Here is a 21,859-nt window from a genome sequence, read left to right as displayed (position 1 = left end):
ATGGCGCGTTTGCTGCCAACGACAAAGACGCAGGTGTCCGGCCACCGGTTCCTGCGGCGCAGGGTGGAGCACGGCCTGATTCTTGGCGACATCCGCATGATCCACGACCCGCTGTCCTCGCGCCGCCGCGCGATGATCTTCGGCCTGGTGGCGGTGCTGATGATCTCGGGCGTGATGGGGCTGTTTGCGTGGATGCGTCCGAACCCGGACCCAGGCGAGGCGGCGGTGATCCGTGCTGCGGACGGCAGCCTGTTTGCGCGCGTGGACGACACCGTGCACCCGGTGACCAACCTAACCTCGGCCCGCCTGATCGTGGGAGCGCCGGAGGAGCCGGTGCGTGCAGGCGACGAGCACCTGGCCGCGCTTGCCCGGGGCGTGCCGGTGGGGATCGGGGTCGCGCCGTCCGTGTTCGCCCCAGAGGACGCCGAGGACACGCACTGGGCGGCGTGCACCGCGCCCGGCGACGCCGTCGTGGTGCTCGCCGTGCCCGCGCAGGCGCCCCTGCTTGCCGAGGACACCGCGCTCCTCGCCGAAGCCGATGGCCGCGAATGGCTGGTCACCCGCGACGGCCGCACGCAGTTGCCGCCGCCGGCCACGCCGGAAGGCCGCGTGATCCGCCGCGGGCTCGGCATCGACGCCACCACCCCGCGCTGGCGCCCGCCAGCCCCGGTCCTCGGCGCGCTCCGCGAGCACCCGCCGTTCGCCCTACCCAACCCACTGCCGCGCGTGATCCGCACCGGCACCAGCGACTGGGCGGACACCTCCCGCGGCGTGCAGGAAATCACCAGCGCCCAGGCGCAAATGCTTATCGACGCCGGCGCCATCCCCTCCGAACTCACACCCCAAGCAGTCGCCGACCGGCCCGACGCCGAGCCCGCGGTGGACATCCGCCTGCCCGGGCGCCTGGTGCGATTCCTCGACCCGGCGGGCGCGGTTGCCGGGGTAGATAGCTCTGATGCCGCTGATGGAGCGCTTGCGACCTGCGCCACCGAAAGCGGTGGGGCCGCTCACCTGCTTGCGAGCGAAGCGCTCGAGGGGAGTGTGTTGCTGTCCGGTGAGGGCCCTGCCACCCGCTTCGCGGGTCTCCCGAGTGGTGCGGTGGCCGTGGACACCGGGCACGGCTACCACGTTGTGGACCAAACCGGGCTGCGCTACGAGGCGCCCGACGCGGGCACGCTGGAGACCGTGGGCGTTGCGCGGACCGAGCAGGTGCCGTGGTCGATCGTGCAGCTGCTGCCGGCGGGCGAGCGGCTTACTCGCGAGGCCGCGCTGACAGCGACCTACTAGCAAGCAGCTTCTTACTCTGCGGTGGCAGAGTGGATTCGGCCTAAAACCAGCACCCCGACCCGCCTCAGCCCGACCAGCTAGTTACGCTGCCGCCGCATCCCACGAAGCCCACGCAGCCGCGCCACCCCAACCAGCGCGATGAGCAGTAGGGAAGCGGCGAGGAGGACTTGGCCCAGCCGGCCGACGGACGGTGAGGTGTGTTCGGTGGTGGGGGTGAGGGTGAGTGGTGGGGCGTCGAGAAGCGATTGAGGCTCGAGCTGGGTCACGGCGGCGTACGGGTCGAGTGCGCCGCCACTGGGCTGGGATGCGGCGTAGAGGTGTGCGCGCAGCTCGGCGGGGCCCAGGTGCGGGTGGCGCTGCTTTAGTAGGGCCGCGGCACCGGTGACGGCGGGGGCGGCGAAGCTGGTGCCTGCGTAGGGGGCGGGGCCGTTGCTTCCCAGGGTGCCGGTGGCAAAGCCGGTGCCATCGGAGGACAGCGCCAGCGGGACCGTGCCCGCCGCGGAGAGCGCGGGGCCCGGGATGCGGATGGAGTATCCCGCCAGGTCGTGGGCGGTGTCGCGCGCGCTGACGGCGAGCACGGTGGGCGAGTGCGCGGGGTAGACGGCGAAGCCCTGCTTGCACTCGCCGGATTCGTTGCCGGCGGCGGCGACAACGAGCACACCTTCGGCTTCGGCGCGGGCGAGTGCGGCGTCGAGCGGGCCGGTGTCGATGCGCGCCGCGAGCTCCGGCGGTTGGCAAGATACGACAGAGGCGTTGATGATGTGGGCGCCTTCGTCGATGGCGTTGTGGATGGCGCTGGCTAGCGTAGCGAGCGATCCCGCGGTGGGGTCCTCGCCCTCCTGCGCGTGGTCGCGGTAGTGCGCGGAGGTCTGCCGGATGGAGATGAGCTCGGCGTCGGGCGCCACACCCAGCTCCGTTCCGGCGATGATGCCGGCGACGACGGTGCCGTGCGAGTCGCAGTCGCGAAGCGGGTCGGGGGCGTCGCGGTCTACAAAGTCGCGGCCCGGCCGCAGCTGGTCCAGCTGCGGGTGTGGGTGCACGCCGGTGTCGATGACGGCCACGCGCACCCCGCGCCCGGTGGCAAATGCGTGTGCTTTGGCCAGCGGATCGGTCGCATCGAGCCGCGCGCGTTCGTCCGCGGTGCGCGCGGGAGGCGGGGGTGCGTGGACGGGAACCGTGCAGTCATAGTCCTGGGCGTGTGCAGGCGGGACAAACGTCACCGGGGTGGCGACACAGAGCGCGACCCCCGCGGCCCAACTGATGCGGCGCATCGGTCACAGCCCCCGAATCATGGAAAACGCGCCGGTCAGATGCACGGCCAGCGGGATCGCCGCAATGATGGCCGCGGTTTCGGCACGCTCGAACCACACGACGGTGGTCGGCTCGAGCTCGGGCACGCGCGGGATCCACAGGCTCGCCGTCGCTGCCACCAGTGACAACAACACGGCGAGCGCGATGCACACCGGATGCGGGTGGGCACTGCGTGCGACGGCGACCGCGCAGGCCAGCACCGCCCCGAGCGCCGCGGCGGTGAGCGCGGCCCGCGGCACCGGGTAGTGATTGCGCCCCGCGTAGATGGCCAGCGCGCCCGCGGTGCACACCGCGAAGGCGAACGGCCAGGCCCCGCCGTCCCACACGGTCGCGAGTATCGACGGCACCAGGCAGGCCGCCACCGCGCAGGAGACCGCGGCAACGATGGTCACAGCACGGGCACTTCGCTTATCGACGTCCACCTGGTACCCGTCCGCGGTGGTGAACGTTTCGCCGGCGGTGGGCACGCGCGGCACCTTCAGCCCGGCGGCGCGGGTGGCGATGGCGGGCGTGGAAAGCACTGCGATGAGGCAGGCGAGGACGGCGAGCGCCGCGGGCGCGTGGCGCGCGGGCAACCACGCGCCGCACGCCCCCGCGCTGAGCAGCACGGCCAGCGCGGCGGTGAGCGTCGCCGGGAAGGTGGCGGCCAGCCCGGTGACGGCGCCGCCGACGAGCAGCACGCACGCGGTGGCGGCACCGGCAAGCACCCCCAGCGCCGGGTCGGCAGCACCGCCCCACTGCGCGGGCTCGCCCGCCACCCAGAGGGCGACGGCGGCACCGGCGAGCACGGGAAGCGGTGCGAACAGGGACCGCGAACCGGAGCCCATGGAGAGGGCGAACAGGGCGAGCACGCCCAGCCCGAGCGCGACTGGGGTGGATACGAACATGCCAGCCACCACGGCGAGCCCGGCGCAGCCGGCGAAGGAGGCGAACACGCTCAGCCCGCGCGTATCCCGGGCACCGGCGGCGGCCACGTCGAGGGACTCCGCGGCGTCGCGCACCATGGGCGGTTCGGTGACCTCTTGGGGTCGGAGGACGGCGACGCTGCCGTCGCGAAGCTTCAGCTTGTGCAGCGGCGTCACCATGTCCAGGGGCTCGCCGCCGACGGTGGTCGCCTCCCACGGGCGATGGATGCGCGGCAGCTCCACAAACGTGGCGAGTTCCGGGAGGATCTCCGCGAAGGTGGACGAGGTGGGAAGCGTCAGGTCGATGTCGCGGTGGAACGAGACGGCGCTGACGCGGACGGTCATGCGCACGATGTGGTGCGCGGACGTGGCTACCAAGGTATAAACCCCCGTGAATCTGGCGCGGACCCCCATTTGCCGCGCGGTGGTGCCAAGTATGGCGTAAACTGCCGGGCACGTCCACAGCTCGGGGGCTGGTTCGGGGGAACCAGCGGCTGTGGCCAGCAACGATAGGGGGGGGATTCGTCCCGTGCTCGGAGTCGACCAGAACCCGGTGCTCGCGCCAGCGCCGACGCAGCTGGGGGAGGCGCCTGCGCTGCCGGCTGGCGCGCTGCACGCCGAGGCCGTGCCGCAGGCGCAGAAGCAGCAGCCGATGCCCATGCTGCGCATTCTTATGCCCGTGATCATGATGGTGGCGGTCGGCGCGGTGATGGCGCTGATGATGCTATCGGGGCGCGCCGTGGGGCCGATGATGCTCATCTTCCCGCTCATGATGGCGTTCGGGTTGCTCGCCATGTTCCAACCGCAGGAGCAGCAGGGCGATATGGACGAAACGCGGCGCGTTTATCTGCGCCACCTTGACGCGCTGACGCGTCGGGCGCGCACCAATGCGGTCCAGCAGCGCGAGCACTTCACCTACGTGCACCCGGAGCCCGCGCTACTGCTCACGGGCGTGCCCACCTACCGGGTGTGGGAGCGCACCGCCGCGAGCCCGGAGGCGCTGCAGGTGCGGCTGGGCACCGGCAACATGGCGCTGTGCACGCCGGTTGAGGTGGAAGACCCGGGCTCGCCCGAGGACTTGGATCCGGTGTGCGCGGTGAGCCTGCGACGTGCCGTCGCGGCGGTGAACACTGTGGCGGGCATGCCGATCGTGGTGCAGCTCGCCGCGTTTCCTTCGGTGACGCTGGCGGGCCCGCGCGCCCGCGAGGTGGCTCGCGCGATCGTGTCCCAGCTGGCGTTCTTCCACGGCCCGGAGCTGGTAGGGCTGGACCTGGAACATTCCGGGATGCGGTGGGCGAAGTGGCTGCCGCACACCAGGGAGCCGGAGCAGGCGGAGTTTCGCGTCGCGGTCCTCGATGCGCAGGCGGAGCCGGAGGGAGCGGGGCAGCGGGGGCACGCGGCGTCGATAGCCCAGACTGCCCAGGCCGCGGACTGCGTGATCACGGTGCACCCAGACGCGGACGCGTTTGTGGACGAGCACGCCTTTCACGTTGTGTGCGAGGACACGCTGACGGCGATGACGGAATCTGGCTCCGAGCATCTCGGCACGCCCGACCGGTTCGCGGACGAGGAGGCGCAGATCATCGCCCGCCACCTGGCGTTTTACCGCCGGCCCGAGGACGGCACCGGGGCGCGCAAGACGGGCGGGGACCTGCTGGCCATGCTGGGCTATGACGACGTGCAGACGCTGGATATGCACACCATGTGGCCGGGCCGGGAAGGGACCCGGCAGCGGCTGACGGTGCCGATTGGGGCCACGCCGGACGGGCAGGCGGTGTACCTGGACCTCAAGGAGGCGGCGCACGGCGGCATGGGCCCGCACGGGCTGTGCATCGGCGCGACGGGCAGCGGTAAGTCGGAGATGCTGCGGAGCTTGGTCGCCGCCCTCGCCGCCACCCATTCGCCTGATGAGCTGAACCTGGTGCTCGTGGACTTCAAGGGTGGCGCGACCTTCCTGGGCTGTGACGCCTTGCCGCACACATCCGCGGTGATCACCAACCTGGAAGATGAAGCCGTGCTGGTGGAGCGCATGTACGACGCCATCTCAGGGGAGATGAATCGACGCCAGGAGCTGCTGCGTACCGCCGGGAACTTTGCCAACATCACCGACTACACTGCGGCCCGCCTGCGCGGAGAGGCGCTGGACCCGCTGCCGACGCTGGTGATCATCGTGGACGAGTTCTCCGAGCTGCTCACGCAGCACCCCCACTTTGCTGACCTGTTCGTGGCGGTGGGCAGGCTGGGCCGCTCGCTCGGCGTGCACCTGCTGCTGGCCTCCCAGCGGCTGGACGAGGGCAAGCTGCGCGGGTTGGATTCGCACCTGTCGTACCGCATCGGCCTGAAGACGTTTAGCGCGGGCGAGTCCCGCCAGGTCCTGGGCGTGCCGGATGCCTACGAGCTGCCGGGCGAGCCCGGGTCCGGATTCCTCAAGGCGGGCTCGCCCGATCTGGTCCGGTTCCGCGCCTCCTACGTGTCTGGCCCGCTGACCAGGCGAGTCGTGGAGGGGGCGTCGGCGGAGGCACCGGCGGTGCGCCTGTTCGAGGGCTGGGAGCCTCCCGCGCTGGAGGCGCAGACGAAGGTGGACACGGACGCCTCGACGACCACGCTGGACGCGGTGGTGCAGCGGGCCCGCGAACTCGCGGATGCGGCGGGGATGCGCGCGCACCAGGTGTGGCTGCCGCCGCTGCCGGACGCGCTGGAGCTCCACACCGTCAGCGGGGCCGGCGCGGAACGGCTCCGGGCACCCGCCGGGCTTATCGACGACCCCTACCGCCAACGCCAAGACCCGCTCATGGTGGACCTCTCCGTCTCCGGCGGGCACATCGCGATCGCTGGTGGGCCGCAGACCGGGAAGTCGTCGGCGCTGCGCACCATCGTGGCCGCCCTCTGCCTGCACCACACCACCGAGGAGCTGGCGGTCTACGGAATCGACGCGGGCAGCGGCGGCCTCGACGACCTGGAGCGCCTGCCGCACGTCGCGGGGGTGGCGCTGCGCAGCGACGAGGAGCGCGTGCGCCGCGTGGTGGATGAGGTGACGGGGGTGATCGAGGTGGCGTCGGCAAGCATGCGCCCCGCGCGCGAGACCATCCTGCTCATCGACGGCTGGCACACGCTCACCGCGCCGGACTCCAAGTTTGAGGACCTCAAGGAGCCGCTCGCGCGCATCGCCTCGGAGGGGCCGGCCGCGGGCGTGCACCTTATGGTCACGACGCAGCGCTGGAACGCGATCCGCCCAAACGTGCGCGACCTCATTGGCACCCGTTACGAGCTGCACTTGACCGAGCCGATGGACTCGCTCATTGACCGCAAACTCCAACAAAAGCTGCCCGCCAAGCCCGGACACGGACTCACGCCCGGCGGCAAGCACATGCTGCTCGCCCGCGCGAACACGCAGGACCTCGCGCACATTGCCGCCCAGGCCGCTGACCAAACGCCGGTCCCCAGGCTCAAGGTCCTGCCCGCCCACGTCACCACAGGGGCATTGCTTAACGACGCCACGCCCACTCCACCCACAATCCCCCTCGGCATCGGCGGACCGCACCTGGCACCGGTGCGCTGCGAGTCGGGCCACGTCCTGGCCATCGGCGCGGGCGGGTCGGGCAAGTCCACCGTGATTGCCAGCGCGATCACCGCGATCGAGGCGATGGACCGCGAGCAGGCGCGCATGGTCATCTGCGACCCGCGCCGGGCCCACCTGGGCCGCGCGTCGGACGAGATGACGGCGGCGTACGCGGCCTCGTCGACGGCGATCGCGGACGCGACCAAGGCGCTGGTGACCACGATGCGGTCCCGCCTGCCCGGCGCGGACGTCACACAGGTGCAGCTGGCGCAGCGCTCCTGGTGGTCCGGGCCGGACATCTACCTGGTCATCGACGACCTGGAGCTCGTCGGCGACGAGCACTTGCGCGACGTCGTAGCGCTGCTTCCGCACGCCCGGGACATCGGCCTGCACGTGGTGGCCGCCCGCAAGTTCGGCGGCGTTTCGCGAGCCCTGTTCGGCGGCTTCCTCGGCGCGATGAAGGACGTGCACCCGGATGTGCTGGTGATGGACGGCACCCGCGACGAGGGCGCCTTGTTCGGCGTGAAGCCGACGCCGCAGGCCCCGGGGCGGGCGACGCTGGTGCAGGCCGGGACCACGGTGGGCACGGTGCAGCTGTGTGCCCCGTATGAGGAAGGAGAACACCTATGACCAGTACCTTTACTTCTCAAGACACGCCGACGCTGCGCGTGGTCATCACGAAACAGGCCACCACCTTTTCCGGCGCGGCAAACCTGCACCGCCTGGATGCGCCGAGCCCCGCCGAGGTGGCGCGCAACGTGCGCAGCATCTTCGGGCCCGACCCGGGCGGGGCGCACGTGCACCTCGTGGCCCAGGAGTCTGTGATCCACGCGGTGGACCAAGCGCTCGCGGATTACGACGTCCACCTCACCGGCGAACTCGCCACGGACGAATGGGAGCGCAGCGACGCTCACGAGCCTGAGCAGGCTAGCGCAGCGCCAGAGCCGCGGCACCGGCTCCGGGAGGAGCCCGACGGCATCGGGCCCGCCGAGGCGTACCCGGCGCGGCCTTCGCCGGTGCGGCGACCACAGCCGGAGCAGGGGCTTGCGGGCGAGCTGGCACCGGACACGGATCGCCGCGGCACGTGGGTCCTCGCCGGCGTCGTCGGGGTGGTTGTGCTCGCGTGCGCCGTGGCGGTATGGCTCACCGTCCGGGGCTTGTTTGGGGAGACCGGGGTGGATGGTACAGGGGGAGGGGGCGTCGATAAGCATGAAGCCCCTGCGCCCGAAGTGATTGAGCAGGACGGTCTGAGCGTCGAGCTGCCCGCCGGGTTTACGTTGGAGCAGGACGGCGACATGTGGCGCGCGGTCGGGCCCGACCCGAACTTCCGGTTGCAGCTGAGCGTGGACGATCGGTTCAACCTGCCCCCGGAGACGCTTGCGGAGCAGCTGCGCAAAGATATTGCGCTTGACGACGACGTCGAGCTGGTCACCACCGACGGGTACGCAGTGACTTACCTGGAGCGGGCGGCGGACGGCTCGCAGGCGCTGTGGAAGACCTGGCCCGAGGGCAACGTGCAGCTCTCGGTGGGGTGCCACACGCGCGAAGTACCGACGCAGATCCAGGAAGCGACGTGCGCGATGGCAATGAATTCTGCGCGCTTTGACGGGGGAAACGTGCAGGTAGATGCGGATAAAGGGGTGGTTGCCTTGGAAGGGTAGAAAACTTTTTTCTCAACCGAGGGAACCGACGGGCATCTTTTTACGTCCAATATATGAACAGCACAACACAGTGACTGTTTGCCAACCAGACACTCTTGATACGAGGGGGAACCATGAGCAACTTTCAGACTGAAGCCGATGTGATGCGCTCCACGGCAGACCACGCTGACTCCGTCAACGCGGACGTCAACCGCGAGATCGACCGGATCCAGGGGGTCGCCGAGTCCGTCCGCACGTTCTGGCAGGGCAGCGCGCAGCGCAGCTTCGACGGCTTGATGATGCGTTATGACGACGCCCAGCGCCGACTCACCGAGGCGCTGACGGACATCTCGCACAACATCCGCGACAACGCCAAGCACTACGAGAACACCGACGTGACCACCACCGAGAGCCTGGACCAGCTGTCCGGCTCCGCGGGACTGGCGCTGTAACCACAACTCACACCTCACCGAAAGGACACCACTGACATGCACATCAAGTACGACTTTGGCCAGATCGGCAGCACCGCCCAGGACATCCGCACCTCCGCCGCCACCATCAACGGCCAGCTCAACGAGCTCAAGGAGGTCATCCGTCCGATGACGGCGACCTGGGAAGGCGAGGCCGCGACCAGCTACATGGCGCACCAGGCCAAGTGGGATCAGGCGGCGGCGGATCTCAACGAGATCCTCAATCAGATCGCCAACACCGTCGAGGACGGCAACAACACCATGAGCGCCGTTAACAACGCCGCAGCAAACAGCTGGGGCTAACAGGGGGTCTCGGGGGAAGATTCGGGGGAATCAATACAGGGGGAAACGTGAGCGCCGCCGTGGGATTGGGGGATCCTGCGGCGGCGCTTCGCTGTTTTGGAGTAAGGGCGAGTATCGCGTATGGTTATACCCCTGTGTGTCCTGCCGGTTTGAACCGGCGACGCGCCCATCGGGTCTCCACCGGCCGCCGTTGGGGGCGCGGGCACCGAAGTATGGCCGGCAGCCATCTAGACAGACTTTAAGGAGTCATGCATGTCTACTTACCACCCGAAGAGCGGTGACATTACCCGTAAGTGGTACGTCATCGACGCAACCGACGTGGTGCTGGGCAAGCTCGCTTCCACCGCAGCGGACATCCTGCGTGGCAAGCACAAGCCGCAGTTCGCACCGAACGTTGACACCGGCGATCACGTCATCGTGATCAACGCCGACAAGATCCACATCTCCTCGAACAAGCGCGATCGTGAGATGCGCTACCGCCACTCCGGTTACCCGGGTGGTCTGAAGTCCATGACCCTGGGCCGCGCCCTGGACGAGCGTCCGGACCGCGTGATCGAGGAAGCTGTGAAGGGCATGATGCCGCACAACAAGCTTTCCCGTCAGTCCATCAAGAAGCTTCACGTCTTCGTCGGCGACGAGCACCCGTACGCTGCGCAGAAGCCGGAAACCTACGAGTTTAAGCAGGTGGCACAGTAATGACCGAGCCGAACACCAACGCAGAGAACAACGTTGCAGACGCTGGCGACATCGACGCCGCCACCGCCGCAACCGAGGAATTCAACTACACCATCGGCGACGCAGTTGCGCCCGAGGTTGACGAGTCCGAGGATACCGTCGCCGAGCCGGTGAACCTGCACGAGGGTCCGATCCAGACCGTCGGTCGCCGTAAGCGCGCAATCGCTCGCATCACCGTGACCGAGGGCGAGGGCAAGATCACCGTCAACGGCCGCGAGTTCGAGGAGTACTTCCCGAACAAGCTGCACCAGCAGGACATCCTCCTGCCGCTGACGCTGCTCGAGCGCGAAGGCCAGTTCAACATCAAAGCCAACCTCAACGGTGGTGGCCCGACCGGCCAGGCAGGCGCACTGCGTCTGGCCATCGCCCGCGCACTCAACGTGTACAACCCGGCTGAGCGCCCGACCCTGAAGAAGGCTGGCCTGCTCACCCGTGACGCACGTGCCGTCGAGCGCAAGAAGGCAGGTCTGCACAAGGCCCGTCGCGCACCGCAGTACTCCAAGCGTTAATCGCTTCCATTACTGCAAGGCTTTACGCCGTCGCCCCGTTCACCTGGGGTGGCGGCGTTTTGTCGTTGGTGGGGGGCTCGGGCAGGCCCCGCACCTGTGCGCCGCCGGGGTGTGCTGCATAATTGTCCGTATGACTCGAATGTTTGGAACTGACGGCGTCCGTGGACTTGCAAACGAGAAGCTCACGGCGTCCCTGGCAATGAAACTTGGCGCGGCGGCCGCGACCGTGCTGACGCGCGACCGGCGCTCCACCAAGCGCCGCCCGACCGCCCTGATTGGGCGTGACCCGCGCGTCTCCGGCGAAATGCTGGCGGCGGCCATGGCGGCGGGGATGGCGTCGAAAGGCGTGGACGTGCTCCGCGTCGGCGTGATTCCTACGCCGGGCCTGGCGTTCCTGACTGATGATTACGGCGCGGACATCGGCGTGATGATTTCCGCGTCCCACAACCCGATGCCGGACAACGGCATCAAGTTCTTCTCCGCGGGTGGCAAGAAGCTGCCGGACGACGTTGAGGACGAGATCGAGCGGACCATGGCCACGCTGGAGGAGACCGGCCCCACCGGCACAGGCATCGGCCGCGTGATCGAGGAGGCGCCGGACGCGCAGGAGCGCTACCTCGCGCACCTCGCCGAGGCGATGACCACCGACCTCAGCGGTATTAAGGTCGTGGTGGACTGTGCCAATGGCGCGGCGTCGGAAGTCGCCCCGAAGGCGTACGAGGCCGCGGGCGCCGAAGTGACCGCGATCCACAACGCTCCGAACGCCTTCAACATTAATGACGGCTCCGGCTCGACCCACATGGATCAGATCCAGAAGGCCGTGGTTGAGCACGGCGCAGACATCGGGCTGGCGCACGACGGCGACGCGGACCGCTGCCTGGCCGTGGATGCGGAGGGCAACATTGTCGACGGCGACCAGATCATGGCCATCCTGGCCACCGGCATGAAGGAGCGCAGCTCCCTGGCGGACAACACCCTCGTTGCCACCGTGATGAGCAACCTTGGCCTGAAGCTTGCGATGCAGCGCGAGGGCATCGCCGTCGAGGAGACCGCGGTGGGCGACCGCTACGTGCTCGAGGCGCTCAACCGCAGCGGCTTCTCGCTCGGCGGCGAGCAGTCGGGCCACATCGTCGTCCCGGCCCACGCCACCACCGGCGACGGCACCCTGTCCGGCCTGCTGCTCATGGCGCGCATGGCGGAGACCGGCAAGACACTCGCCGAGCTGGCGCAGGTGATGCAGGTGCTGCCGCAGCAGCTGATCAACGTGCCGGTGTCGGATAAGTCCGCCATTCTCAAGGACCCGGAGGTCATCGCCGCGAAGGAAGCCGCAGAGGCGGAGCTGGGAGACCAGGGCCGCGTCCTGCTGCGCGCCTCCGGCACCGAGGAGATCTTCCGCGTGATGGTGGAGGCTTCGGACGAGAAGCACGCACGCGAGGTGGCCGGTCGCCTCGCCGCCGTGGTCGCGGCCGTGTAGTCTGCGAGCAGGCGTCCCGCGCAGTCGGTTCCCGCCCCCGGAAACAGGGGGTTTGAAAAAGTTTCCGGGGAGAGGGAACCGGAGGGGGTGTAGCTGCGTCTAATAAGGGGACAACAAAAACAGCGGCCCGCGCACGCGGGTCGGGGGACATCATGGGGGTGGAACAATGAGCGCATCGCAGCACGGCGTCGACGTCGATGTTGAGGCGGTTCGCGAGCATTACACGCAAGCCATCGGCGCGTACGAGGCGGCGGGGGAGGCCATCGCGGCGCATCCCGCGCGGGTTGAGCCCGCGAGCTTTGGCCAGGGGTTTGCGAGTCAGGGGGCGCGGATAGCGGCGGCGCTCGAGCTTATCGACGCCACCACGTCCGCCTACTTACGCACCCGCACACACAACTGGGAACGCATCATGCAGCTCGCCTCCGACGTGGCGCGCACGGACGAGGGCAACGCGTCCGGCTTTGGGCCGGGGATTAGCGCCGGGGAGGTGCTCTCGTGACGGCGGTGGAGGCAGAAGTGCAGCGGATGATGTCGCTGATTTTGGCGGCGCCGGTGGCGTCGTCAAGCAAACGTGCGACCGCGCAGGGGATGGCGAACGAGCTCCTCTGCAGCATCGACAGGTTGCGAGGCCAGAACCTTAGCCAGTTCGCGCAGACGGGTGCGCAGCTGCGCGGCCGGTGCGGTGGCACGGGCAGTGTGAGCGCGGGCGGGAGCCTGGGGACTGACATCTTCGGACCTCCCGGCGGCGGCCGCGGTCCCACAGGCGAGCCGATCTGCGGGCCCTGGTTCGACGAAGTGGGCATCACCGCGCGTGAGTCCTCGGACGCCGAGCGGGAAGCCGAGCACTTCACGCAGGTCGATGAGGTCGGCGGGCAGATCGAGGAGTGCTGCAAGGCCATCGAGGACGTGTGCGCGACGGGCGACATTGCGATGCAGGAGATGCTCTCCCCGGTGTGCACCATGCTGGAGATGATTGTGAAGTTCGGGTTCCCGCAGCTCACCGACCAGGTCATTGACGTGGCGATTGGTGCGCTCACGCAGGCGAATGCGACCGCGTCGGACCGCAACTGCGTGATCGAGGACTGCCTGGACACGATTGCGAAGTGCGTGGAGCAGGTCGCTGAGCGGCAGCCGGCACCCGAGGTGGAGTACGGCGGCGGTGCCTGTGACGCGGGCGCGGCGGGAGGCGTGGGCGCGGGCGCGGCCGGGACGGTTGCTGCGCAGTGCGCGGAACCGGTTCAGGCTCCCTCCCCGAAGCCGGCGCCGCAGCCTGTGGCGCCGCCGGCTGTCGCACCGGACCCCGCGCCGGCACCGGTACCGGAGCCCCCGGCTCAGCGCGAGTGCCCCCGCTTCGAGTCGAGGTGCGTTGAGCGCCCCGCTCCGGTGGGCGGGGGCGCAATGAGCCTCTCCGCGTCACAGGCCGCGACGTCGGCGGCGTCCGCCGCGTTGGGCGCTGGCGCGGGGGTGTTCCCGCAGGCGCCGCAGCCTGTGGCGCCGCAGATGCCGCCGATGAATATTGAGGTGAACTTCAACTACGCGCTCGACGGCGCCGTCAACGCGGGGCTTGAGGCGGTGGACTGTGAGACGGTGTCGCAGTTCCAGCCCCCGGTGCAGCAGGTTTCCTCGGATTCCTCTGCGTGGGTCGGCACGTTGGTGCAGGTCGGCGCCGCGGCGGTACTCGAAGGGCTCGACTGTTTTGCGGCCTCGCTCGACGCGGTGGCGGAGTGCCCCGGGGCGGAGTGCTGTACGCACGAAGTCACGGAGCCAGAGCCAGAGCCGGTGCCCGAGCCAGAGCCTGAACCGACGTCGGAGCCCGAGCCCGAACCGGTGCCCGAGGACGGCGTGATCCCGCCGCCACCTGAGCTTGCGCAGGTGGAGGAGCCGGCCCCGCCGCCGGAGAAGGTCGCGCACCTGGAGGACGCGCCGACCGAAGCGGCCCAGGCTCCCGAGCCACCGTCTGCCACTGACCCGGGCGCCGAACCGCAACCGGAGCAGCACGAAGGACAAACTGAACACACAGCAGAGCCTGAACACACCGAGCAGCCAGCGCAGGTAGCGCATGAGCCGTGGACAATCAAGAAGACAGGGGAATGGTGATGGATTTCGCAGAGTTTGCCGAGCAGTACCGGCGACGCACCCAGAAGCGCATGCTGGATTTCGAGGCCATGCTCAGAGACAACCAGCGCAAAATGGCGCAGACCGCGAAGTACCACGCGATGGCGCAGGCGAACCCGAACAAGCCACCGCTGGTCGTGCCGCGCGGAGAGTACAGCTACCCGCTCAAGACATCCAAGCTGCTACAACCGCCGGAGGACGGGCAGAAGCCGATCCGGGCGGTGCTGCGCCGCGAGCCACCGAACGGGAGGCGCCCACGGTAGGGATGATCGCGAGGCTGCGCCTAAAACGTGCCTAAAACGGGCCTAGTACGCGCCTAGAACAGCGAAAACCCGCTGTCGTCGCGGCTCAGCCCGGCGGCCTCCGCGAGTTCGTCGCCCACCAGCGACTTCACGCTGCCACCCGCGGCCTCCGGGTCGGAGTAGGCGGAGTACTTGTTCTCCTCGCCGAGCTGGTGCAGGAGGAACCCGGTGACCAGACCGCGCGCGGTCTCCTGGATGCTGCGGTTGGACTTGCCCAACCCGAGGACGCGCTTGAGCAGGCCGTCCTCGGAAAACTCCTGCTGGTCGCCCTTCTTGATGGTGCGGTAGCACGCGTCACCGGCCCAGTTGTAGGCCAGCTTCGCGGGGTTGCCCGGATCAAACAGTGCGTCGCCCTCGGGGCCCGGGCCGATGATCATCGCGGGCACGAACGTGGAGCGCGCCGCCTCCGTGGAGGAGGGAGCCACGTTTGCGGGGTAGATCGACGCAACGGCGCGGACCTGCGGGTTGTCCACGGAGGCGAGCACCGCGGCGCCGCCGCCCATGCCGTGGCCGACCATGCCGAGCTTGCCGGAGGAGACCGTAATGTTGCCGTTGCCCAGGCGCACGCCCGCGCAGATCTGCAGCGCCGTTTCGAGGTCGGCGGCGAAGCCGCGGTGGTCGGGTGCCAGCCCCGTTTCCGTGTTCGGCGCGGCGACGACGATGCCCCAGCTGGCCAGGTGGCGCAGGAAGCGGTGGTAGTCGCCGACCTTCTTGGTCCAGTCGTGCCCGAAGGCGACGGCGGGCAGGTCCTTGCCTTCCACCGGCGCGTACACCTTGCCGGGCAGGCCGGTGTAGCCCAGGTCGCCCTCGAGGACGCGGTGCGGGCCGCGCTTGGACAGTTCGGAAAGATTCTTCAACTTCGCAGACACGCCGACAATGGTACTCGAGCAGCGCGTCGTACGTGCGCAGTCCACGGCTTCGGCCCCGCGCGTCGTTTCCGCTAGGGTGAGCCGGGAACGATAGGAGGTGGCAGGATGCTCGGCGCACTCTCGCTCGCATTCGTCGATTCGGTGAACCTACTGCTTATCGGCGTCATCGTGGCGGTAGGCATCATGGTGCCCCGCCACAGCCGCACCTACGCAGCCATCACGGCGCTGCTCATCGCGGGCGATTGGCTGGGAGTGGCTAGCCTCGCCCTGCTCATGCTCGCTATTTTCGACGGCCTCGGACCCCTCGTCCACGATTTCGTCGACGGCCCTATCTTCGGCGTGCTCCTCCTGGTCACAGGCTTGGCGACCGCGGTGCTCGCGCTGAAGGGCGGAGACAACAGCAAGCTTATCGACGCCATCTTGAAAACGCTCCGCAAACCAAACGCCCTGACGGTGGTCACCGGCTTCATCCTCGGTGTGGTGCAATCAGCCACCTCGATGCCATTTTATGGCGGGCTGGCCCTGCTCTCCACTGCGGGCATTCCGCCGGAGATCCGCTACACGTCGCTGGTCCTCTACGCCACCGTGGCCCTGTCGCTGCCAACCCTGTCCGCGCTGCTGGTCGGCTGGGTCCGCGCCCGCCCGGAGAGTCTGGCGGGCCGCGGGTTTGCGTGGGCGCGCTCGAACCCCCACACTGTGACCCTGGCCGCGACGTGGGCGGTGTCCGCCTTGCTCATCCTGCTCGGCGTCCTGCACTTGCTTTAAACCGGTCGCGAGTGGTGCACAATAGCGTGCATGAACCCAACACGTCCGCAACCGCTGGTCACCCGCATCGATCTTGATGCCATCGCGCACAACACCCGCGTCCTCGCAGCACAGGCGGGTCCCGCGCGCCTGATGTGCGTGGTGAAGGCGGACGCGTACAACCATGGCGTGCAGCGCTGCGTGCCGGTGATGGACCGCAACGGCGCGGATGCGTTCGGCGTCGCCACGTTCGCCGAGGCCCGCCAGGTCGCCCAGCTCACCGACAAGCCGGTCCTGGCCTGGCTGTGGACCCCAGGCGAGGAGATCCCCGCCGGGATCGAGGTCGGCGTCCCCTCACTTGCGCACCTGGGCATGCTTATCGACGCCCCCGCGACTCCCACCCCCACCCGCGTCCACCTCATCGTGGACACCGGCATGAACCGCTCTGGGCTGGACGAGGACGCGTGGCCAGAGGCATTCGCGCGGGCGGCGTGCGCCGAGGAGGAAGGAGCGATCCGCGTCGTCGGCGTGATGAGCCACCTGGCCTGCGCGGACGACCCGGGCAACCCGTTTACCGCGGAACAGCTCGCCGCGTTTGCCCGCGCCCAGGCGCAGGCGCGGGCGGCGGGCCTGGACCCGCGGGTCAACCACATTGCAAACTCGCCGGCCCTGTGGACCTGCCCGGAGGCGCACTGCGAGCAAGTACGCCCGGGGCTGAGCTTGTACGGCGATGAACCGGTGCCGGGCCAGACCCACGGGCTGCGGCCCGCGATGACGTGGGCGGCCCGCGTGGTGGCGGTCAAGCCGATCGCGCGCGGCGAGTCCGTGAGCTACGGCCTGACCTGGCAGGCGCCGGAGGACGGGTACACGGCGCTCGTCCCGGTGGGGTACGCGGACGGGGTGGGCCGCTCGTGGCAGGACCACTTCGGAGCCACCATCGGCGGGCAGTGGTACCCGCAGGTGGGCAGGGTGTGCATGGACCAGATCGTGCTGTGGCTCGGCGCGGATGGCGCCACCGGCGCCAGCACCGTGCGCCCGGGGGACGAGGCGGTGCTTTTCGGCGACGGCGGCGTGAGCGCGGACGAGCTGGCGGGCGCGGTGGGCACGATCAATTACGAGGTGCTGTGCGCGCCCAAGGGCAGGACGGTGCGGGAGTATGTTGGGGAGGGAAGAGAGGGGCGTCGATAAGCGAAAGGCGAGGGAGACACGTGCAACGAGTGTGCGAAACTGCGGCTGAGACGAAGGCGCTCGGCCGCGAGCTCGGCGCGACCCTGCGCGCGGGCGATGTGGTGATTCTGGACGGGCCGCTCGGCGCCGGGAAGACGACGCTGACGCAGGGCATTGCGGACGGGCTCGGCGTGAAGGGGCGGGTGACCAGCCCGACGTTTGTGATTGCGCGGGAGCATCGGTCGCTGTCCGGCGGCCCCTCGCTGATTCACGTCGACGCGTACCGGCTGCTCGGTGAGGGTTCGAGCGGCGACCCGCTCGGCGAGCTTGACGCGCTGGACCTGGATACGGAGCTGGACCGGGCCGTGGTGGTTGCGGAGTGGGGCGGCGGGCTGATCGAACAGCTCGGGTCGCGCTACCTGCTGGTCACGCTGGACCGTGAGACGATGGTGCGCGAGGACCCCGACTCGGAGGGGCGCATTATCGGCTGGGAGTGGCGCGGCGGCGAGCCGGGTGAGGGGCAAACTGGCGATCCTGGCCAGTCAATGTAGGCTTTAGCCCATGCTGAAGCTCTCCAACACCAACCGCGGATGGGTTGCGCTGGCCTGCGCTTTGTGGGTCGTGCTGCTCGTCGCGATGATTTTCATCCCCATGTCCCGCCCGAATGCGCAGGCAGCCTCCGCAACGCCGACGAACTCGCTGCAGGACTCCATCGAGGAGCTCAACCCGAGCGGCGACGCGCTCATGGGGCAGATGCTGGACCCGAGCCAGATTTACGACGCAGAGCAGTACATGGGCTTTACCACCCTGTGCCCGACCGAGCCGCCGGAGCTGCTGAACAGCAAGCTGGAGGCACTGCACCTCTCCCAGGACGACCTGGAGATGAGCGCCGACGAGAACGCCAGCGATGACGAGAAGAACACCGCGTACGTCGCGCTGCTGAAGCAGGATGAAAACGCCGAGCCGGGTCTGGACAAGGTGGATCTGCGCTACGTGGACATCTGCCAGGCCCCGGCCACCACTGCTTACCCGCTGCAGACCCCGATCATCGTGGGCAAGCAGGGCGGCAAGTGGTTCATGATGCCGGCGCAGTAATGCTTGTACTCGCACTCGACACGGCAACGACAGATCTGGTCGCGGGCCTGGCGGAGGTCTCCGACCCCGCTGACCCCGCCAGCCCTAATTCCTGCGAGGTAATCGCGGAGTCCGTGACCGCCACCCGCGCCCACAACGAGTTGCTCGTCCCCACGGTGACGCAGCTTCTTCAGGGCGCGGGTCGCGCGTTTGCGGACATCGACGCCATCGTGGTGGGCTGCGGCCCTGGCCCGTTCACCGGTCTGCGCGTGGGGATGGCAACGGCGTCCGCGTTCGGCCAGGCTCTGGGCGTCCCCGTCCACGGCGTGGTCACGCACGACGCGGTCGCCGCTTTGCTGGACGCCCCCTCGGCCCTCGTGGTCACCGACGCCCGCAGGCGCGAGGTGTACTGGGCGCGTTACGACGCCGGCGCGCGCGTAGACGGCCCCGACGTGGTGGCCCCGGCGGCGTTGGAGTGCCCGCCGGTGGCGGTCTGCTCGGTCCCCGAGCAGCTCGCCGAGCAGCTCCCCGAACAACTCACGGTGCAGGCGGAGCGGTTGACCTACCAGGCGCCCACCACCGCCGGTCTTCTTGCCGCGGCCGACCTCACCGCGACTCCCGGCCCGCTGGTGCCGCACTACCTGCGCCGCCCGGACGCCGTCCCGCCGAAGGCGACCCCGAGGTCGCCCGCCCTGCCGGAGGTGGACCTCTCCCAGTTCCGCGCGCCGGGGAAGTAAGGGGAGCACGTGCAGTTTCGGGAACTGGTCCCGGCGGACGCCGTACGCGTGGCCGAGCTGGAGCAGGCCCTGTTTGCGGGCGATCAGCCGTGGACCGAGAAGATGCTGCTGGCGGAGTTTGCCCAGCGCCACACCTTCTACGTCGGCGCCTTCGATGACGGCGACACTGACGGTGGCGTGCTCATCGGCTACGCCGGCCTGGCCATGCTGGGCCCGCGCGAGGACCCCGAGTTTGAGATCCACACCATCGGCGTCGACCCGGCGCACCAGCGCCGCGGCGTCGGCCGAGCACTGATGGACCAGCTCCTGCACACCGCCGACCTGCTCGACGGGCCCGTGTTCCTCGAGGTGCGCACAGACAACGCCCCCGCGATTGCCATGTACGAGCGCTACGGCTTTGCCACCACCGGCGTGCGCAAGAACTATTACCAGGCGTCGGGCGCGGACGCGTACGCTATGATGCGCCCCCGCAGGACCGCGCGGGGAAGTCATACATCACCAGAAGGGGAGCAGGAAGCATGATCGTGCTGGGGATTGAATCGTCGTGCGATGAGACCGGCGTGGGCATCGTGGACCTGCACCCGGACGGGACGATGGAGGTCCTCGCGGACGCCGTCGCGTCCTCGATGGAGCAGCACTCGCGCTTCGGCGGCGTGGTGCCGGAGATCGCCTCGCGCGCCCACCTCGAGGCCATGCCGCAGGTCATGGAGGCCGCGCTGCGCGAGGCCGGCATTGCCAAGCCCGATGCCGTCGCCGCGACCGTCGGCCCGGGCCTCGCCGGCGCGCTGCTGGTCGGCGCGTCCGCGGCGAAGGCGTACGCCGCCGCCTGGGGCGTGCCCTTTTACGGCGTGAACCACCTCGGCGGCCACGTCGCGGTGGCCAATCTGGAGGGCGAGTCCGAGCTGCCGCACTCCATCGCCCTGCTGGTTTCCGGCGGCCACACCCAGCTGCTCGAGGTCCAGGCCGTGGGCCGCCCGATGCGGGAGATGGGCTCGACGCTTGACGACGCCGTCGGCGAGGCCTACGACAAAGTCGCCCGCCTCCTCGGCCTCGGGTACCCGGGCGGACCCGTGGTGGACAAGCTGGCGGCGCAAGGCGCCCCGAACGCCATCGCGTTCCCGCGCGGCCTGTTCAAAGCGCAGGACCTGCGTGGGGAGCACCGCTTCGACTTTTCCTTCTCCGGGCTGAAGACCGCGGTCGCCCGCTACGTGGAGGCCGCTGAGCGAGAGGGGCGCGTCATCAGCATGGAAGACGTGTGTGCCTCCTTCCAGGAGGCGGTGTGTGACGTGCTCACCGCCAAGGCTGTCATGGCCTGCGAGGACACCGGTGCGCGGACGCTGCTGCTCGGCGGCGGCGTGGCGGCCAACTCGCGGCTGCGCGGGCTCGCGCGCGAGCGCTGCGAGGCCCACGGCATCGAGCTACGGGTTCCGCGCTTCACGTTATGCACTGATAACGGCGTGATGATCGCCGCGCTGGCCGGCCAGCTGATTCACGAGGGCGCGCAGCCGTCCCCGCTGTCCACGGCCACCGACACGTCGCTCGAGGTGGAAACGCCGCTCGTCGGCGCGTGACCCCTGGCCCGGAGGAGCTTTCGCTCCTGCACAAACGCTGGGGAGTGACTATGTTGGTGGGCGAGAGTAGAGCACTGCACCAGAGCAGCACTGCGCCAGGGAGGATTGCTGACCATGACTGATGCATCACACGCCACGGGCCACACGCCGGAGACCACGACGAATCCGGAGCAGGCGGACCGGGAGCGGTTCGGCTTCCTGGTGTCGCCGGACCTGAGCTACCGCCGCATCGTGTTTGATGAGGACACGGCGCGTGACTTCCTTGGCGGGATGCGCGACGACTTTGTTGACGTCGCATTTGAGCAGGAAGGCAACCGCTTCCACGCGCTGTTCAACCCGGAGGCTCGCGCTCAGGGCGCGCAGCCGAACCCGGTGGCCTCTTTGGCGCGCAACACCGCGGCGACGAACAACCCGGCGTTTCTCACGGACCCGACCCGCGCGATCTGCGGACCGGTCATCTTTACCAACCGCGAGGGCAAGAGCGTGGAGGAGCGCACCATCGAGTCTGTGGATCAGGCGATCCGCGCGGTGCAGAACTACCGCGAGGACAATCCGGAGGAATACGAGCTCTGGCGCAACGCGGTACTGAACGCGGATCACGCGCAGTAGCGATTTCGGGGGGCCGTGTTGTTGTGACTTAGCACTCGTGTGGGTAGAGTGCTAACCAGGTTGTGTAGAGCACAGTTGTTTACCCGCGACGACGGCTGCGCATCGAGACAATCGAGACAACTGCAAAACCTGCAAGATTGCAACGCAACATCACGAAAGGTCACCAAGGTACCGATTATGGCAAACGTCAATATCAAGCCGCTGGAAGACAAGGTTCTCGTCCAGATCGCAGAGGCTGAAACCACCACCGCCTCCGGCCTGGTTATCCCGGACTCTGCCGCTGAGAAGCCGCAGGAAGCCGTCGTCATCGCTGTTGGCCCGGGTCGTCTGGACGACAACGGCAACCGCGTCGCCCCGGACGTCAAGGAGGGCGACACCGTCGTGTTCTCCAAGTACGGCGGCACCGAGCTGAAGTACAACGGCGAGGAGTACCTGCTGCTGTCTGCTCGCGACCTGCTCGCTGTCGTCGAAAAGTAAG

Annotated in this window: 23 protein-coding genes; 20 read left to right on the top strand and 3 right to left on the bottom strand. The window is 68.9% G+C overall.

Going from position 1 to position 21,859, the window contains the following annotated elements:
* A complete protein-coding gene (eccB, locus tag FPP74_RS00655) occupies window positions 1-1,287 on the top strand; it encodes a type VII secretion protein EccB (protein ID WP_144716803.1) in 1,287 nt (428 codons plus the stop codon).
* A gap of 77 nt (window positions 1,288-1,364) precedes the next feature.
* On the opposite strand, the gene mycP is transcribed toward eccB, so the two are convergent.
* Together mycP and eccD are read right to left on the bottom strand one after the other, a co-directional pair.
* Window positions 1,365-2,558, bottom strand: a complete 1,194-nt coding sequence (mycP, locus tag FPP74_RS00650) for a type VII secretion-associated serine protease mycosin (protein ID WP_144716801.1) — start codon at window positions 2,556-2,558, stop codon at window positions 1,365-1,367.
* Window positions 2,559-2,561: 3 nt separating this feature from the next.
* On the bottom strand, window positions 2,562-3,881 hold the full coding sequence (gene eccD / locus FPP74_RS00645; RefSeq protein ID WP_186439351.1) for a type VII secretion integral membrane protein EccD: 1,320 nt from the start codon (window positions 3,879-3,881) through the stop codon (window positions 2,562-2,564).
* A 151-nt stretch (window positions 3,882-4,032) separates the two neighbouring features.
* Here eccD and eccCa point away from each other — a divergent pair, with 151 nt between their 5' ends.
* The 10 genes from eccCa (at window position 4,033) to FPP74_RS00595 (ending at window position 14,571) form a co-directional block, all read left to right on the top strand.
* Window positions 4,033-7,692, top strand: a complete 3,660-nt coding sequence (gene eccCa / locus FPP74_RS00640) for a type VII secretion protein EccCa (protein WP_144716797.1) — start codon at window positions 4,033-4,035, stop codon at window positions 7,690-7,692.
* Window positions 7,689-8,723 (top strand): type VII secretion-associated protein, encoded by a 1,035-nt coding sequence (locus FPP74_RS00635; protein ID WP_144716795.1) that lies wholly within the window; start codon window positions 7,689-7,691, stop codon window positions 8,721-8,723. The genes eccCa and FPP74_RS00635 overlap by 4 nt, the downstream gene beginning before the upstream one ends.
* A 113-nt stretch (window positions 8,724-8,836) precedes the next feature.
* Window positions 8,837-9,154, top strand: coding sequence for a WXG100 family type VII secretion target (locus tag FPP74_RS00630; protein ID WP_095277829.1), 318 nt, complete (start codon window positions 8,837-8,839; stop codon window positions 9,152-9,154).
* 36 nt (window positions 9,155-9,190) lie between these two features.
* Window positions 9,191-9,475 carry a WXG100 family type VII secretion target gene (locus tag FPP74_RS00625; RefSeq protein ID WP_095277827.1) on the top strand — a complete coding sequence of 95 codons (285 nt, stop codon included), beginning with the start codon at window positions 9,191-9,193 and terminating at the stop codon, window positions 9,473-9,475.
* Between the two features lie 252 nt (window positions 9,476-9,727).
* Window positions 9,728-10,171: a 50S ribosomal protein L13 gene (gene rplM, locus FPP74_RS00620; RefSeq protein WP_038588493.1), complete on the top strand. Its 444-nt coding sequence runs from the start codon at window positions 9,728-9,730 to the stop codon at window positions 10,169-10,171.
* Window positions 10,171-10,719, top strand: a complete 549-nt coding sequence (rpsI, locus tag FPP74_RS00615) for a 30S ribosomal protein S9 (protein WP_144716793.1) — start codon at window positions 10,171-10,173, stop codon at window positions 10,717-10,719. Before rplM ends, rpsI begins: the two co-directional genes overlap by 1 nt.
* Before the next feature lie 130 nt (window positions 10,720-10,849).
* Window positions 10,850-12,193 (top strand): phosphoglucosamine mutase, encoded by a 1,344-nt coding sequence (gene glmM / locus FPP74_RS00610; RefSeq protein WP_095535312.1) that lies wholly within the window; start codon window positions 10,850-10,852, stop codon window positions 12,191-12,193.
* Window positions 12,194-12,359: 166 nt separating this feature from the next.
* The gene (locus tag FPP74_RS00605; RefSeq protein WP_144716791.1) at window positions 12,360-12,692 is read left to right on the top strand and encodes a hypothetical protein; all 333 of its coding nucleotides are present in this window, start codon (window positions 12,360-12,362) and stop codon (window positions 12,690-12,692) included.
* Window positions 12,689-14,290 (top strand): hypothetical protein, encoded by a 1,602-nt coding sequence (locus FPP74_RS12130; RefSeq protein ID WP_186439350.1) that lies wholly within the window; start codon window positions 12,689-12,691, stop codon window positions 14,288-14,290. Before FPP74_RS00605 ends, FPP74_RS12130 begins: the two co-directional genes overlap by 4 nt.
* Window positions 14,290-14,571 (top strand): hypothetical protein, encoded by a 282-nt coding sequence (locus FPP74_RS00595; protein ID WP_133064017.1) that lies wholly within the window; start codon window positions 14,290-14,292, stop codon window positions 14,569-14,571. Before FPP74_RS12130 ends, FPP74_RS00595 begins: the two co-directional genes overlap by 1 nt.
* 53 nt (window positions 14,572-14,624) lie before the next feature.
* Here the strand turns inward: FPP74_RS00595 and FPP74_RS00590 are convergent, their stop codons facing one another.
* Window positions 14,625-15,479: a dienelactone hydrolase family protein gene (locus FPP74_RS00590; protein WP_095535314.1), complete on the bottom strand. Its 855-nt coding sequence runs from the start codon at window positions 15,477-15,479 to the stop codon at window positions 14,625-14,627.
* Between the two features lie 105 nt (window positions 15,480-15,584).
* Here FPP74_RS00590 and FPP74_RS00585 point away from each other — a divergent pair, with 105 nt between their 5' ends.
* The 9 genes from FPP74_RS00585 to groES all read left to right on the top strand — a co-directional run bounded on the left by FPP74_RS00585 (window position 15,585) and on the right by groES (window position 21,858).
* Complete coding sequence (locus FPP74_RS00585; RefSeq protein ID WP_095277813.1) at window positions 15,585-16,244, top strand: hypothetical protein; 660 nt, start codon at window positions 15,585-15,587, stop codon at window positions 16,242-16,244.
* Between the two features lie 30 nt (window positions 16,245-16,274).
* Window positions 16,275-17,411 carry an alanine racemase gene (gene alr, locus FPP74_RS00580; RefSeq protein WP_144716790.1) on the top strand — a complete coding sequence of 379 codons (1,137 nt, stop codon included), beginning with the start codon at window positions 16,275-16,277 and terminating at the stop codon, window positions 17,409-17,411.
* Between the two features lie 20 nt (window positions 17,412-17,431).
* Window positions 17,432-17,941, top strand: coding sequence for a tRNA (adenosine(37)-N6)-threonylcarbamoyltransferase complex ATPase subunit type 1 TsaE (tsaE, locus tag FPP74_RS00575; RefSeq protein ID WP_244288081.1), 510 nt, complete (start codon window positions 17,432-17,434; stop codon window positions 17,939-17,941).
* Window positions 17,942-17,951: 10 nt separating this feature from the next.
* Window positions 17,952-18,485, top strand: coding sequence for a hypothetical protein (locus FPP74_RS00570; protein WP_095546778.1), 534 nt, complete (start codon window positions 17,952-17,954; stop codon window positions 18,483-18,485).
* Window positions 18,485-19,201 carry a tRNA (adenosine(37)-N6)-threonylcarbamoyltransferase complex dimerization subunit type 1 TsaB gene (gene tsaB, locus FPP74_RS00565; RefSeq protein ID WP_144716789.1) on the top strand — a complete coding sequence of 239 codons (717 nt, stop codon included), beginning with the start codon at window positions 18,485-18,487 and terminating at the stop codon, window positions 19,199-19,201. The genes FPP74_RS00570 and tsaB overlap by 1 nt, the downstream gene beginning before the upstream one ends.
* 9 nt (window positions 19,202-19,210) lie before the next feature.
* Window positions 19,211-19,723, top strand: a complete 513-nt coding sequence (gene rimI, locus FPP74_RS00560; protein ID WP_144716788.1) for a ribosomal protein S18-alanine N-acetyltransferase — start codon at window positions 19,211-19,213, stop codon at window positions 19,721-19,723.
* On the top strand, window positions 19,720-20,772 hold the full coding sequence (gene tsaD, locus FPP74_RS00555; protein WP_144716787.1) for a tRNA (adenosine(37)-N6)-threonylcarbamoyltransferase complex transferase subunit TsaD: 1,053 nt from the start codon (window positions 19,720-19,722) through the stop codon (window positions 20,770-20,772). The genes rimI and tsaD overlap by 4 nt, the downstream gene beginning before the upstream one ends.
* 114 nt (window positions 20,773-20,886) lie before the next feature.
* Window positions 20,887-21,381: a DUF4380 domain-containing protein gene (locus tag FPP74_RS00550; protein WP_255456020.1), complete on the top strand. Its 495-nt coding sequence runs from the start codon at window positions 20,887-20,889 to the stop codon at window positions 21,379-21,381.
* Window positions 21,382-21,558: 177 nt separating this feature from the next.
* Window positions 21,559-21,858, top strand: coding sequence for a co-chaperone GroES (gene groES / locus FPP74_RS00545; protein ID WP_038588532.1), 300 nt, complete (start codon window positions 21,559-21,561; stop codon window positions 21,856-21,858).
* Window position 21,859 lies beyond the last annotated feature (1 nt).

Origin of the sequence: Corynebacterium sp. NML180780 (assembly GCF_007786415.1) — a bacterium.
Lineage (GTDB): Bacteria > Actinomycetota > Actinomycetes > Mycobacteriales > Mycobacteriaceae > Corynebacterium > Corynebacterium gottingense.
Note: the sequence above shows the minus strand (reverse complement) of the source record. Positions and strands in the feature narration are given on the sequence as shown.

Bases quoted from the DNA above. Each gene is read 5' to 3' on its own strand.
- eccB (WP_144716803.1), top strand. From the start codon at position 1: ATGGCGCGTTTGCTGCCAACGACAAAGACGCAGGTGTCCGGCCACCGG.
- mycP (WP_144716801.1), bottom strand. From the start codon at position 2,558: ATGCGCCGCATCAGTTGGGCCGCGGGGGTCGCGCTCTGTGTCGCCACC.
- FPP74_RS00635 (WP_144716795.1), top strand. From the start codon at position 7,689: ATGACCAGTACCTTTACTTCTCAAGACACGCCGACGCTGCGCGTGGTC.
- FPP74_RS00630 (WP_095277829.1), top strand. From the start codon at position 8,837: ATGAGCAACTTTCAGACTGAAGCCGATGTGATGCGCTCCACGGCAGAC.
- FPP74_RS00625 (WP_095277827.1), top strand. From the start codon at position 9,191: ATGCACATCAAGTACGACTTTGGCCAGATCGGCAGCACCGCCCAGGAC.
- rplM (WP_038588493.1), top strand. From the start codon at position 9,728: ATGTCTACTTACCACCCGAAGAGCGGTGACATTACCCGTAAGTGGTAC.
- rpsI (WP_144716793.1), top strand. From the start codon at position 10,171: ATGACCGAGCCGAACACCAACGCAGAGAACAACGTTGCAGACGCTGGC.
- glmM (WP_095535312.1), top strand. From the start codon at position 10,850: ATGACTCGAATGTTTGGAACTGACGGCGTCCGTGGACTTGCAAACGAG.
- FPP74_RS00605 (WP_144716791.1), top strand. From the start codon at position 12,360: ATGAGCGCATCGCAGCACGGCGTCGACGTCGATGTTGAGGCGGTTCGC.
- FPP74_RS00595 (WP_133064017.1), top strand. From the start codon at position 14,290: ATGGATTTCGCAGAGTTTGCCGAGCAGTACCGGCGACGCACCCAGAAG.
- FPP74_RS00585 (WP_095277813.1), top strand. From the start codon at position 15,585: ATGCTCGGCGCACTCTCGCTCGCATTCGTCGATTCGGTGAACCTACTG.
- alr (WP_144716790.1), top strand. From the start codon at position 16,275: ATGAACCCAACACGTCCGCAACCGCTGGTCACCCGCATCGATCTTGAT.
- FPP74_RS00570 (WP_095546778.1), top strand. From the start codon at position 17,952: ATGCTGAAGCTCTCCAACACCAACCGCGGATGGGTTGCGCTGGCCTGC.
- tsaB (WP_144716789.1), top strand. From the start codon at position 18,485: ATGCTTGTACTCGCACTCGACACGGCAACGACAGATCTGGTCGCGGGC.
- tsaD (WP_144716787.1), top strand. From the start codon at position 19,720: ATGATCGTGCTGGGGATTGAATCGTCGTGCGATGAGACCGGCGTGGGC.
- FPP74_RS00550 (WP_255456020.1), top strand. From the start codon at position 20,887: ATGACTGATGCATCACACGCCACGGGCCACACGCCGGAGACCACGACG.
- groES (WP_038588532.1), top strand. From the start codon at position 21,559: ATGGCAAACGTCAATATCAAGCCGCTGGAAGACAAGGTTCTCGTCCAG.